We start from the raw sequence: 12,592 nt of genomic DNA, 5'->3' as shown, positions 1-12,592 counted from the left end.
GAAATTACAAACGAGAATATAGTAAAAAATATAATGCGTCTGCCCTGCACCTTATAAAGTGACATTTGTCACCCTATAGGATGCCCATCGTCCCGTTATAACGGGACAACTACCCGACTGCATAAAAGATTACTAATTTCTGTACTAAAAACCATTAATCTCTGCAACGAAAATCCTTAAATGTAGTAAGGAGATAATGAATCATTACCAGATAATAATTAATTTCTTGCACAAAATGAAAGATCCCTCAATGATTTCACAATATCTTCCAGTGACTCTTTAGAATTTGCCAGCATCAGTTTCTCCGTTTTTATTCTGGAGATTCTCCGGGTCAGCGTCTCTGTAGTCAGTTTCATTAAATCAGCAAAGCAAGCAGGTTGGACTCCCTCCCGCAGAAAAGCACATACCCTTAAATCCTCTTCTGTGAGCTTCGGACCTATTTCTTTCAATTTAGATACAAGTCCATAGACGTTTTCCTGAAGTCGCAGTAACTCTGTCCAGTCTTTCTCGGAGAAAGAAGGGATTTTAGAAGACAAAACATTCCGTTCTTTAAACTGTCGTACTTTTGAGACAACGGGGGAACTTTCATAGATATGTAGTTGAAGAGACTGATACTTCTCTTCGAGATGGTTACATTGCAAAATCAGCTTATCCGATTCAACATCTTTTTTCAGTATTTCTTCTTTGAAAAGATCCAATTGGGAAAGTGCGTGCCGATTTTTCTTCCAGAGTAGCCCAAGTAACAAAGACATCACACCAAACATTCCTAAAGCAGAAGAAAGAATTACTGAAGAATCGCTTTTACCGTCATTCAACATCAACTGACTGGCGTATGCCTTTCTCTCCATTTCCAGTGCTTCATCAAAGTTACCGTATTTCTGATAATAAAGACTACATCGTTTGCAGATTTTTGCCAGATGATCGTATTCCTCTGTTTCTTTGGCAAGTTTGATTGCCTCCTTAAAGTGGATTTCTGCCTCCTCTTTCTGTTCCAGATCACTTTCTACACAGGCAAGATAATAATATGCTTTGGATTTTTGATATTCATTGCCATTCTTCTCATAATAAGATGCCGCCTGCCTGATCTGCTTATCAGAGGAATGAGGAATGTTTTTATCCTCGTTGAGCTGGGTACACAATAAATTATATTCTGCCAGTTGAGCTTCATTCATTTGACTTGTCTGAATAGTCTCAAGAATAATAGATGCCGTATCCGGGTCCTGTGCCATGAGTTGTGCGGCTTTGTCTAACCCTTGCTTCACACTCGTTCCTTCCGGATGACATGCAGCCAATGAAAGGAGCATCATATACAATAAAATTCGAAGGTTATTCATAACTCTATTTTTGTCTTTACAAAGGATTGATTGGATTTGCAAATATAAAAAATAATCGGTATTTATCCTTCCCTAAGTCATACAAAAAGTATAGTGACGCTATCCTCTCCTTATAGCTACGCTATCCGGGTGTGATAGTGACACTATTTGGCAAGGATAGCGTCACTATGTTTTTTTGACAAATATCAAGCCGTTGTGCACTGTTAATTAAGAAGATAAGCCGTATCTTTGTAGCAAACAAAAAAATTATATATCATGATTAAAAACATTGTATTTGATTTTGGAGGGGTGATTGTAGATATTGATCGTGACAAAGCGGTTCAGGCATTTATCAAACTGGGACTGGCAGATGCTGATACCCGGCTGGATAAATATCACCAGACCGGCATCTTTCAAGAACTGGAAGAAGGAAAGCTAAGTGCGGATGAGTTTCGGAAACAACTGGGGGATTTATGTGGCCGTCCATTGACGATGGAGGAAACCAAACAGGCATGGCTGGGCTTTTTCAATGAAGTGAATCTAAATAAACTCGATTATATATTGGAATTGAGAAAGTCCTATCATGTGTATATTTTAAGTAATACCAATCCTTTTGTTATGTCGTGGGCATGCGGCCCCGATTTCTCATCGAAGAAAAAGCCGTTGAATGATTATTGTGACAAACTATATTTGTCTTATCAAGTCGGTCACACGAAACCTGCACCGGAAATATTCGATTATATGGTGAATGATTGTAATATCATTCCTTCCGAAACTTTATTTGTAGATGACGGTGCTTCGAATATCCAAATCGGTAAAGAACTCGGATTTGAAACGTTCCAACCGAAGAATGGTGCGGATTGGCGGGAAGAAATGACTGCTATCTTGCAGAAATGATAATTGAGCAGTTAGTACCATATCGCAAATAAAAAATATGCAACCACAAGTCATACTTATCACCGGAGCATCCTCTGGATTCGGCAAGATTACCGCTCAAATGTTATCGGAACGAGGACACATCGTTTATGGAACAAGCCGGAAACCTTCCGAAGACATGAATCATGTAAAAATGCTTGTTGTCGATGTAACCAATTTCCTTTCCGTTTGTCAGGCCGTAGAGCGGATTTTATCGGAGGAGGGGCGGATTGACGTATTGATTAATAATGCCGGAATAGGTATTGGTGGCGCATTGGAACTTGCCACTGAAGAAGAAGTGAATATACAAATGAATACAAACTTCTTCGGCGTAGTGAACATGTGTAAAGCTGTTTTGCCTCATATGCGAAAAGCACGAAAAGGAAAGATTATCAATATCAGCTCTATCGGTGGTGTAATGGGAATCCCCTATCAGGGATTTTATTCTGCTTCGAAATTTGCTGTGGAGGGATATAGCGAAGCATTGGCTTTAGAGGTTCATCCGTTCCATATAAAGGTTTGTGTAGTAGAACCGGGAGACTTCAACACCGGATTTACTGATAACCGGAATATCTCCGAACAGACAAGACTGGATGCCGATTACGGAGAAAGTTTTCTGAAATCATTAGAGATTATAGAAAAAGAAGAACGTAATGGATGCCATCCGCGAAAGTTGGGTGCTGCCATCTGTAAGATAGTGGAACGTACCAATCCTCCTTTTCGGACGAAAGTAGGTCCCTGGATACAGGTATTGTTTGCGAAGAGTAAAAGATGGTTGCCTGATGCAGTGATGCAATATGCCTTACGGATATTCTACGCAATTAAGTAAACGATACGATATATAAAAGAAACTGTTCCCAAAGTTCCTAAAAGAAAAATCGTCCTTACTACGATAGGTTGTAGTAAGGACGATTTTATAAGATCAAGGCTTTTTTGAACGGCCTCTTTTTTTTATTTGAATATTTTATATGTTTCCGAATTAACCTTTCGGAACCAATTCCAAAAACATGGTAGTAGTCAGCAACACGGCCAGTCCGACGCAAACGCTTATCAACAGCCAATTGATATATTTTGCTTTCGGCTTGGTATCGGCATGCAGATTATTCAGGAAATACTCCCTAAAGAAAAGATACAAGCCGGGGATCGTAGCACTTGCCAATAAGAAATCTTCCGGAATCTGGAAGAAATAAGTTTTGGATAATCCGATCAGCGACCAGTGGCAAAGGAACAATACCAAAAACATATTGACCTTTTGCGCAAACAGCAATAACAATCCAATAGTAAACACCACTACCGAACAAGGCATGACCGGAGAAGTCATTTCCGGGAATGAGAGACCGCGTGCCAATGAAACCAAAGGATATATAAAAGGCATTGCTAACAGCACATAAGACAGTAGATCATATTTGTGGGTACGTTCAAAGGTAGTATATCCCGTAATCGCATCCCATATCCAAATGATAGCCATCACACCCCAAAACATAGCCATTACTCCATTATAACTACGCTCTTCACAGTAGATATAATAGTAGACCAGAGAAATCCACGTATACAGACCTATCATATAGAACTTCATCGCCATTTTCACCCACGGACGTGGTCGGCCGATAAGCAATCCGGTCAATGCAATACCAATCAGAATGATAACTATCTGTAACAGCCAGGTAGCTGAATTATAATATGCAATTGTTCTCCAAAAAATCTCCATAAAAGTTCGTTTTAGTGTCTTGTTAATGAAAAGGCTCTATGTGGGAACAGGAACATCGGGAACGTAGCTCCTACCGCCAACATGAAAATCACTGTGCTTGCTATCAGAGTATTAGAGAAGAACATCGACATAAACTTGTCCAGCTTATCCGGATCATTCACATTTTGCAGACACATGATAAGTGAAAATACCATGTTGTATGCAAACTTTCCCGGAATCATGGGAAGTAACGCCGGAATGTACAATACCGTCATCGGGCAATATACTTTTTTCCCTAACCACAAACTGCCGAAGCCGATGACTAATCCGGCAAACAACGAACCTGTGGCAATATCCACGCCTAAATAGGTCATCAAACAAAAACGACAGGCGTGTCCCAGTGCTGCCAGTATGGCAATCATTTTGAATGCACGCAAAGGAGGATCGGAAATCGCACCAAATCCTATACCTGCTACTGCTGCAAAAAATCCATCCGTAAGAATGTCAAGTGCTATCATATCAAATTAAACTATTTTTTACCATTAATAATGTGAAGGAAAGTCCGATAGCGATGCTGACAATCAACAAAGAAGCCTCTGTCAGACGGGCAAATCCTGTTAAAACGTATCCTTCTACTACATCAATCACGCCATTAATCAAGGGAACCCCAGGCACAAGATAAAGCACGCTGGTCGCCATGGCAATCTCCGAAGTTGTGTCGAAAATCAGCGCGGTGGAAGCACACAGGGAAGCAACAAAAGCCGAGACTATAAATACAACATAATGATTGATCTTTTTCGCCTGCATTTGTTGTTTCAGGTAGAATCCTGTAATGGTAGCCGAGAACACAATTCCCATCGAAATTAAATCACCGCCGAACAATTTGCAGAAAGACGCATTGGCAAATCCTACTAATAATAATACGAAAAGCGAATGTATCCGCGGAGCAGAAATAATCTTCTTGTATTTGTCTTTCAATTCTTCCAATGACAAATGATTGTCTACTGCTTCCCAGCTTAATGCGCTTAACTCTGAATTATGTTCAAAACTGATTGGGTGTGCAGGAATGTCTATGACCTCGTTACAAGCCTCGTTTGTTTCTTTGTCTATAATAGTCAGAATGATGTTTCTATGAAATACGCTTAATTTGACATCTAGTCCGAAAGCCTCTCCAATACGCTTTGTGTTGCGTACCACCCGCGAGGTGTGTACTCCGGCCCCCATTAAATGGGCTGAATATTCTGCAATAAATTTACCTATGGATAATAAAGATTCGCCTGTCTTCATGAATATGATATTTTTAAATCGGGCGCAAAAGTACAAAAAAAATAGATACCTTTGCCGCGATTAAAAATAAAAAATGCATGAATAACCAATTTACGCATCCAAAAGAGAGAATACGTTTTGCCATATTGACTTTTTTCTTTGCCCAAGGACTTTGTATGGCAAGTTGGGCTAGCCGAATCCCTGATTTTAAAGACGTTTTTGCTGCAAATTATGCTTTCTACTGGGGGCTGATTTTATTTATGATCCCTGTCGGAAAATTTGTCGCGATCCCCTTGGCTGGCTATCTTGTTTCGAAGTTAGGAAGCCGGAGCATGGTACAGGTCAGTATCCTGGGATACGCTTCATCTCTGCTTTGCATTGGGCTGGCTCATGAGGTCTATCTTTTAGGCTTTCTGCTCTTTTGCTTCGGTGTGTGCTGGAATTTGTGCGATATATCATTCAATACACAAGGCATTGAGGTGGAACGTATCTATGGTAAAACCATTATGGCCACTTTTCATGGAGGATGGAGTCTGGGGGCATGTGCAGGAGCACTTATCGGCTTCGTAATGATTTTGGCAGGAGTCTCCCCCATCTGGCATTATACACTGATATTTATCATCATCCTTATAATTGCACTTTCCGGGCGGAAATATTTGCAGGAGAGCGCACCGCAGGAAACGGAAGTTTCTGATACAAAGACGCAGGAAAGAAATACAGCCAAAGCTCCCAATGGTTTTCGCCTGTTATTTCAAAAACCGGAAATGTTGCTTTTGCAGTTAGGACTTGTCGGACTGTTTGCGCTGGTTGTAGAAAGTGCAATGTTCGACTGGAGTGCCGTTTATTTCGAATCAGTGGTTCATGTACCTAAATCATTGCAAATCGGTTTTCTTGTATTTATGATTATGATGGCAACGGGCCGTTTCCTGACTAACTATGCTTATCAGCTTTGGGGAAAGAAGAAAGTCCTGCAACTGGCGGGTAGCTTTATCTGTATCGGCTTTTTTGTTTCTGCCCTGTTAGGAGGAGTTTTCGAATCTATGGCTATGAAAGTAATCATTAATTCTTTAGGTTTCATGCTGGTCGGCTTGGGTATTTCCTGCATTGTGCCTACTTTGTACAGCTTCGTGGGAGCCAAATCAAAAACACCGGTCAGTATTGCACTTACCATTCTGTCAAGCATCAGTTTTATAGGTTCGCTGATTGCTCCCCTGCTTATCGGTGCCATCTCGCAGGCGTTCGATATCCGTATCGCTTATATGCTTATCGGCATATTGGGCGGATGTATCGTATTAATAGTCAGTTTCAGTAGTGCTTTCGATATTCAGGAATCTGGCGATAAACCTGAATAGAACAAATAAAAAACGCAGCCTTTCACAGTGTTTAAAATTAAACCTCCTGTGAAAGACTGCGTCAATCTTTTAATGCCTTAACTAACCTAACTACTTTATCTTAACTATACTAACCTATCTACAAAATACCCGAAAAATCTTTTATACTACTAATAATCCTATCTTTCAATTCGTTATTTTCAACTATTGAGAAGCCACAGTCTACATTTGCCGGAGCCAATAATACAGCTTTAGCTTCTTCTGCATCTGCCGTCTCTTCCGGGTGCTCTCTGAAATAAGTTTCCCATTGGGAAGCTGATTGCGGAGTTACACCCAGCACATAGTTGATAAAATCATCATCCGTCAAAAAATCCATTACCTTTGAGCACATATCGCATCCTTTTTAAGCGTTTACATAAGTAGGACGGCGTTATCCTGTCTATGTACTCAATCCATTTACCTTTTTACTAAAATTAACTCGCCAAACTACGCAATTTTGTCAATCCGCGATGCATCAAGTTGCGTACAGACTGATAATTCATATTCATAATCTCGCAAATATCCTCGTATTTCTTTTCTTCTATATAATATAATGTAAGCGCTTCGCGTTGGCGGGGAGATAATTGGTCGAGCAAACGTCTAACCAATGAAAATTCATTCTTGCGTTGCTCTTCTTCCATATAATCATCTTCTACATCTGTAGGAGTGGATATGCTAACTTCTTCTACTGCCGTATCAGACATATACATACGTCTGCGAAGTTCATCACACAACTTATTCTTTAAGGAGATGAATAAATAAGATCTCAAATTATCAATGGTTCCTAATTCATCTTTCTTTGTATAGAGTTTCACGAAGATGTCGTGAATACAATCTTTCAGTAACTCTTTATCAATGGTCAACTTCAATCCGTAATTAAAAAGGACGTTGATGTGCAAGTTATACAGCTGTGAAAAAGCTGCCATGTTTCCCGCTTGAAAAGAAGCGAGTAAAGTGTCGGTTGAATGATTAGTCTGTTCCATCATAGCATTAATTCGATTGATTTGATGTTGCAAAACTAAGCAGTATCGACCGCAACGTTAGGTAAAATCTGGTTTGTGGATTGAAAAAACAAGTATCATGTTTTATAACACTCTTTTACTAGAAATTACCAATAAAAAGCAAAAATCCCGCTGAATGGTCTTCAACGGGATTCTCTGCTTTATAACTTATGGAACCAATAAATACCTTCTTTCTTATCTGGCACCTTTAGATTGTATAAACCATTTATTTTCAGTGATTTATTTATCGTTTCAATCTTTCCGGAAGCAGGATGAATGTACTTTAACACATACTTTCCGGACGATAATTGAACAGGAATTTCTGTTCCGGACTTGGAATAAATGATACTTCCAATATCAGATTTTACCATTTTCTTGTACTCATCCGTATTTGTTTCTTCCACTTCCATTGCTACCGCATCCTTCAGGAACGCTTTATCTGTGCACGGAATTACAGGACATGAACCTCCTGCCATGAATACAGCCCATCCCATAGCCGGATAATTCTGTGCGTAGAATGTCACTGCCTTTTGAGGAAATTTCTGACGATACTCATTGACAGCTTTATATGCTTCTGTGAAAGTTACCTTTCCCACTTTCATCTTCCGCATGTGCTGACGTGGCGCCATATTCTTTCCACCTTCCGGCGCAAAGATTCCGTCCGTCTTATAATGCCAGTATCGAATATCAATAATATCTACTACGGCAGCGCGTTTAGGATCTGCAAGGATTGCATCCTGTACATCTTTCGTTGTACTCAATGCCACTTTTACTTTCTTCCCGGTTTCAGTTTCCCATTCAGCTATCACGTCCAACCAAAATTGTACGAAGTGCAACGGGCCTGTAAATTCAGCGCTTGTCAACTGAATAACATTCGAATTGTCCGCGAAGTTATTCAGGCATTGGCGGATATATTGTCTGTGCAATTCACGACGGACAGGATGAGTAATGTCATAGAACATATCTGCCACAAAGATTCGTTTGTCTCCGGCAAATGGAGCAGGTTCAGGAAATCCGGTCTGATTGATGTTATTGCTGCTTCTCCATGGAGAATCTACCCAATGCGCACCGGCTTCCAATATATTGTGTTGGAAATAGTTTTCATGGAACAACAGCAGTCCGTCCTTATTTCCTTTTTCTGCAAATTCTTTTAAGCGGCTCCAGTACCATGCATTAGGGCGTTTCAAATCATATTTGCTCAATCCTTCCCATGCTGTTCCCTGACCGCTACGACCGAATGGCTGTTCATAGAAAGGTCCCCATACATCACCATCCCGACGGCGAACCCGTTCGTGGTCATCCCGGCGACGATCGTACCAAAGACCATAATTCTGATCGAAAACAAGAATGTTTTTCTGTTTCATAAAGTCGACTACAGAATCAATGCGGTCGGTTAATCCCAATCCCTCTCGCCCCGGTACAAAGCGGGTGATGGCCGGACTTGCCTTTTTCAGATAATTGGTTTTGAGCTTTCCGTTCCACCAAGGGGTGGTATGACTGCCTCCAACCAATAGAGCACCGTTCATCTGAATACGTCCATTGGTTACAGTTACTTCCGGTTGGGTTAATAATTTAGCAGCAGTAGAAGAAGAATTTGCAAGTGCAGCGCTCTTTTTCTCTTTAATATCATCAATTGATTTTACTCCGGTTGATGCCACCGAAGGAGCAAACTTATTATCACCTATCCAACGTTCCAACGTCAACCGTGGATTATATGCTTCTTTAGTGAGTTCCATAGCTACTTCCACTGTAGGACTACTGGTGGCACTTGTATTTCTGGGCAGAATACGTGCACGTTCCGCACATTCTTTGTTTAACCGTTCTTCCAATTGAGCATAAAAAATACTGCGAGGTTGTACATGATTGTTGGATTGTGCCCATTCACCGTCACCGGAGAATTGTGCCCAACAACCGTATGCACGGTTCATCGCATCTTTTGCCGGGGCATAACATTCGATTTCCGCTGCGGTACATTGCCAAAACAAGCTGTTTGCCGTATTCCAACCGGCTCCGTTTTTATCTTGTCCCAAATTCTTGAAAGTCAGGTTATGACCGTCGATATTTACTACGTCAAACAGCAGTCCGCACGCCCAAGCATCAATAGAACCGCTGAATCCCAAAGATTCATACGAATCACATTGTACAAAAGCATTGGGACCGGCTGCACAATATCCGGCAGCAAAGTCATGAATACCTTGTTCCGAATAGCAGCGTTGAAATAAAGTTTGTTGTCCCAGCGTATGGAAAGTGCAACGACGCATCCCTCCGATTTCTGAAACGGGTTCTTTCGAGATACAGTCTTCAACGGTAATTTTGGAACCTGTACGCTGAACAATTACAGCACTTCCTGCAAAATGCTTGAAATTAACCAGTCTCACCCAACAGTTTTCCGCATCTTCAATGGAGATACCTGTCCAGCAATGATCCTCGTCTTTAGGATAACGCTTGTCGTAATCAGAAATCAGTGTCATATTTTCTACGCCACAATCGTGAATACGTCCGTTCCATTGATAAGTCAACAGGGAAGAAGTTCCATAGTTAGCATCCAAAGCTACAGTCAGCGGAGCATCCAGTGTTACCTGGTTGCCGTTTACTTCGCAGACTGTTCTGTCCCAAGTCAGATCCATGTCACCTTCTTTCCATCCCAAAGCACTGATACCTCCTCCAAAAATATCACAACCCAAAGAGGCAATCCATTCTTTGCCGGAAGGACGGGTAACCATGAAGCGGTCTCCTTTTTTCAGAGAAACACCCGAAGCGACTTCCAATGTTCTCGCGTTTACCGGAACATAGTGGGAAAGCACCTTCAATGTGTCTTGCACATTCAGGTCGTCCACTCCTTCCATGTAGATAAGCGCACCTCTGTCTACGCCCTTTTTCAGCAGTATTGTTTTTTCTTTATCCGTACCCCGCAATACAATTCCGGATGTGGAGATACGAATACTGCCGGACAGGGAAAATTCTCCCTGATCGAGTAATACGGCTCCCCGAAAACCGGAAGCGTCAGGAGTCAGCGAAGCTACATAATCAATGGCACGTTGAATACGTGCAGTATTATCTCCGGCTTTCCAGGGTACAAACACCACATTACGAACAGAAGGAATATCCTGTTCGGAGGATTTATATCCGCATGTAGAGAAATCGAGAATCCGGTTTCCCCGATCATCATTCAGGTAAGTGATCTGGTCATTCTTAACCTGTAAAGCAAAGGTTTGCGCATAACTTTGCACAAACCCAATGCTCAATAATCCTAAAAGGATCGTTCTTACTTGTATATTCATTACAATAAACTTTAATCTCTTTTCATCCGGTTACAACAGACTTTTCCGTTTAGACAATGTATCGTAATTGTTCTTCAAGTCTGTCCAGTCTACTTTCTTCTTGGTGTCTATGCCATTGATGTATTTTTCAATATTAGTATATCCGTCACCGTTGCAGTCCATGTTTGCGTCAGCCGGGTCGTTCGGATTCAATCCGTTGGCCGTTTCCCAGGCATCCGGCATACCGTCGCCGTCCGAGTCTACTACCGCTTCACCTTTATATTCGGGCAGTCCGCCTACCTGACGAATATCTGTGATGATACCTTGCTTGTAAGAATCAGCCGGTAACCGTCTCTTCACGTAAGGAGAGACAAACTCCGGTGCATCTTTCGCATAGATGGCCTTTCCTGTTTGTACGGTCTTAATGACACGTGCATCTACTGCGTCGCGTTTCGGAAAATTAGCTCCTACATTATCTAATACAAAGGTATAAGCTTTTTTGGTATCCATTACAGTTACCGGTGGCATTTTGAAAGCCTCGTCCGATTTAATTAGCGGCAGAAACTTTGCGGCGTCCACCTCTTCTTTAAGTTGTACGCCTCCGTCCCAATTATCTTTTGTAACTTTGGCATTGCCATGGATAATATTTCCATTTACGTATGCTTTTCCGAATGAAAGCGGTCTGTTTTTGTCACGTCCTGCTTCCGGTTTGAGAATACGATAAGAAATCGGTTTACCTATCGGAGTGATCGGACCGGGTTTGAAGTAGTTGTTTATCATATTGTAGAAACTGTTGTGATCGCCTCCGTCTACGGAACGGTTCCACCAGTTGAAAACAACATTATTGACGAAGTTAAAATCGCCGTCCATACCTACCGAACTATTCCGGCTGATGTTGGAAGCAAAGAGATTACGGCAGAACATACTGTTATGCCCACCGATGGTTGCACCGAAAGCATGATTGTAGGTATCCAATGCTTCAGAGAAAATAGAATTCTGAATGGTAATGTTTACCGTCGGAAGTTTCAGCCCGTGTCCGTCTGCCCCTCTGTTGTATACATGACGGTAGATAGACATATTTTCATCCAATCCCCAACTGGCGGAGCAATGGTCTACCATAATATTTCCAACCGCATTCCCTCCTACTGCATCGTCACGGAAAGCTACGTCCTGCGCACCGCGGCGGAAGCGCATGTGACGAATCACGACATCGTGTGTATCGATCAGGAAAGATTGTCCGGTGACGCAGATACCATCTCCGGGAGCCGTTTGTCCGGCAATTGTTACATAAGGGGCACGTACGCTAATCGGGCTTTTCAAACGAATCACTCCCGCTACATTGAATACAATAATACGTGCACCTCCCGTTTCGCAGGCTTCGCGTAATGTTCCGGGACCGGAATCTTCCAGCGAAGTAACTACGATCACTTTCCCTCCACGACCACCGGGAGTATACATACCTCCGCCTTCCGCGCCGGGGAAAGCCGGGATATTACTTTTTATCAAATCTTCGGGTTTGGAGGCCCAAGGCTTATAGGGACGACCTTTCTTTGCTTCTTCTAACACTGTCGGCAAAGCTTTTTCCCATGCCGCATCCGATTTCCGTTCAAACTCCGCTTCTTGTTTTGCTCCTCTTGCTTTTACCGAGTCCGGAATTACAGGATACTGGGCTGCCACAGGTAGTACACTAGCAACCAGCATCCACGCTGATAATACTTTCTTAATGTTGTTCATTCTTTCGAATCTTAATTAGGTTTCTAAAAGGACGATTAAGAAAGCA

11 protein-coding genes are annotated in these 12,592 nt (G+C 41.8%); 3 read left to right on the top strand and 8 right to left on the bottom strand.

What is annotated here, in order from left to right; genetic code table 11:
* Positions 1-218: 218 nt before the first annotated feature.
* On the bottom strand, positions 219-1,334 hold the full coding sequence (locus DXA54_RS15450; RefSeq protein WP_120079970.1) for a tetratricopeptide repeat protein: 1,116 nt from the start codon (positions 1,332-1,334) through the stop codon (positions 219-221).
* A gap of 255 nt (positions 1,335-1,589) precedes the next feature.
* Between DXA54_RS15450 and DXA54_RS15445 the strand changes: the two genes are divergently transcribed.
* On the top strand, positions 1,590-2,210 hold the full coding sequence (locus tag DXA54_RS15445; protein WP_009039587.1) for an HAD family hydrolase: 621 nt from the start codon (positions 1,590-1,592) through the stop codon (positions 2,208-2,210).
* 37 nt (positions 2,211-2,247) lie between these two features.
* Positions 2,248-3,057: an SDR family oxidoreductase gene (locus tag DXA54_RS15440; protein ID WP_120079968.1), complete on the top strand. Its 810-nt coding sequence runs from the start codon at positions 2,248-2,250 to the stop codon at positions 3,055-3,057.
* A gap of 150 nt (positions 3,058-3,207) precedes the next feature.
* On the opposite strand, the gene DXA54_RS15435 is transcribed toward DXA54_RS15440, so the two are convergent.
* Genes DXA54_RS15435 through DXA54_RS15425 form a run of 3 tightly spaced genes read right to left on the bottom strand, consistent with a single transcriptional unit; the run spans position 3,208 to position 5,202 of the window.
* Positions 3,208-3,936: a DUF6064 family protein gene (locus DXA54_RS15435; protein ID WP_004296021.1), complete on the bottom strand. Its 729-nt coding sequence runs from the start codon at positions 3,934-3,936 to the stop codon at positions 3,208-3,210.
* Positions 3,937-3,947: 11 nt separating this feature from the next.
* Complete coding sequence (locus DXA54_RS15430; RefSeq protein ID WP_004318282.1) at positions 3,948-4,433, bottom strand: threonine/serine exporter family protein; 486 nt, start codon at positions 4,431-4,433, stop codon at positions 3,948-3,950.
* Between the two features lies 1 nt (position 4,434).
* Positions 4,435-5,202, bottom strand: coding sequence for a threonine/serine exporter family protein (locus DXA54_RS15425; protein WP_022198938.1), 768 nt, complete (start codon positions 5,200-5,202; stop codon positions 4,435-4,437).
* A 77-nt stretch (positions 5,203-5,279) separates the two neighbouring features.
* On the opposite strand from DXA54_RS15425, the gene DXA54_RS15420 reads away from it, so the two are divergent.
* The gene (locus DXA54_RS15420) at positions 5,280-6,533 is read left to right on the top strand and encodes an MFS transporter (protein WP_120079966.1); all 1,254 of its coding nucleotides are present in this window, start codon (positions 5,280-5,282) and stop codon (positions 6,531-6,533) included.
* Between the two features lie 118 nt (positions 6,534-6,651).
* On the opposite strand, the gene DXA54_RS15415 is transcribed toward DXA54_RS15420, so the two are convergent.
* The 4 genes from DXA54_RS15415 to DXA54_RS15400 all read right to left on the bottom strand — a co-directional run bounded on the left by DXA54_RS15415 (position 6,652) and on the right by DXA54_RS15400 (position 12,546).
* Positions 6,652-6,903, bottom strand: coding sequence for a hypothetical protein (locus DXA54_RS15415; protein WP_052587804.1), 252 nt, complete (start codon positions 6,901-6,903; stop codon positions 6,652-6,654).
* Positions 6,904-6,985: 82 nt separating this feature from the next.
* Positions 6,986-7,537: an RNA polymerase sigma factor gene (locus DXA54_RS15410; RefSeq protein ID WP_004296026.1), complete on the bottom strand. Its 552-nt coding sequence runs from the start codon at positions 7,535-7,537 to the stop codon at positions 6,986-6,988.
* Between the two features lie 176 nt (positions 7,538-7,713).
* Complete coding sequence (locus DXA54_RS15405) at positions 7,714-10,833, bottom strand: DUF6298 domain-containing protein (protein WP_120079964.1); 3,120 nt, start codon at positions 10,831-10,833, stop codon at positions 7,714-7,716.
* A 30-nt stretch (positions 10,834-10,863) separates the two neighbouring features.
* A complete protein-coding gene (locus DXA54_RS15400) occupies positions 10,864-12,546 on the bottom strand; it encodes a thrombospondin type 3 repeat-containing protein (RefSeq protein WP_120079962.1) in 1,683 nt (560 codons plus the stop codon).
* Positions 12,547-12,592 lie beyond the last annotated feature (46 nt).

It is taken from the genome of Bacteroides sp. OF03-11BH, assembly GCF_003604005.1.
In the GTDB taxonomy this organism is placed as follows: domain Bacteria; phylum Bacteroidota; class Bacteroidia; order Bacteroidales; family Bacteroidaceae; genus Bacteroides; species Bacteroides ovatus.
The sequence above is the reverse complement of the archived record's forward strand: the minus strand, read 5'-3'. Positions and strand labels throughout refer to the sequence as shown.

Coding starts and splice junctions, on each gene's coding strand:
- DXA54_RS15405 (WP_120079964.1), bottom strand. CDS start 10,833: ATGAATATACAAGTAAGAACGATCCTTTTAGGATTATTGAGCATTGGG.
- DXA54_RS15450 (WP_120079970.1), bottom strand. CDS start 1,334: ATGAATAACCTTCGAATTTTATTGTATATGATGCTCCTTTCATTGGCT.
- DXA54_RS15435 (WP_004296021.1), bottom strand. CDS start 3,936: ATGGAGATTTTTTGGAGAACAATTGCATATTATAATTCAGCTACCTGG.
- DXA54_RS15400 (WP_120079962.1), bottom strand. CDS start 12,546: ATGAACAACATTAAGAAAGTATTATCAGCGTGGATGCTGGTTGCTAGT.
- DXA54_RS15445 (WP_009039587.1), top strand. CDS start 1,590: ATGATTAAAAACATTGTATTTGATTTTGGAGGGGTGATTGTAGATATT.
- DXA54_RS15440 (WP_120079968.1), top strand. CDS start 2,248: ATGCAACCACAAGTCATACTTATCACCGGAGCATCCTCTGGATTCGGC.
- DXA54_RS15430 (WP_004318282.1), bottom strand. CDS start 4,433: ATGATAGCACTTGACATTCTTACGGATGGATTTTTTGCAGCAGTAGCA.
- DXA54_RS15415 (WP_052587804.1), bottom strand. CDS start 6,903: ATGTGCTCAAAGGTAATGGATTTTTTGACGGATGATGATTTTATCAAC.
- DXA54_RS15425 (WP_022198938.1), bottom strand. CDS start 5,202: ATGAAGACAGGCGAATCTTTATTATCCATAGGTAAATTTATTGCAGAA.
- DXA54_RS15420 (WP_120079966.1), top strand. CDS start 5,280: ATGAATAACCAATTTACGCATCCAAAAGAGAGAATACGTTTTGCCATA.
- DXA54_RS15410 (WP_004296026.1), bottom strand. CDS start 7,537: ATGATGGAACAGACTAATCATTCAACCGACACTTTACTCGCTTCTTTT.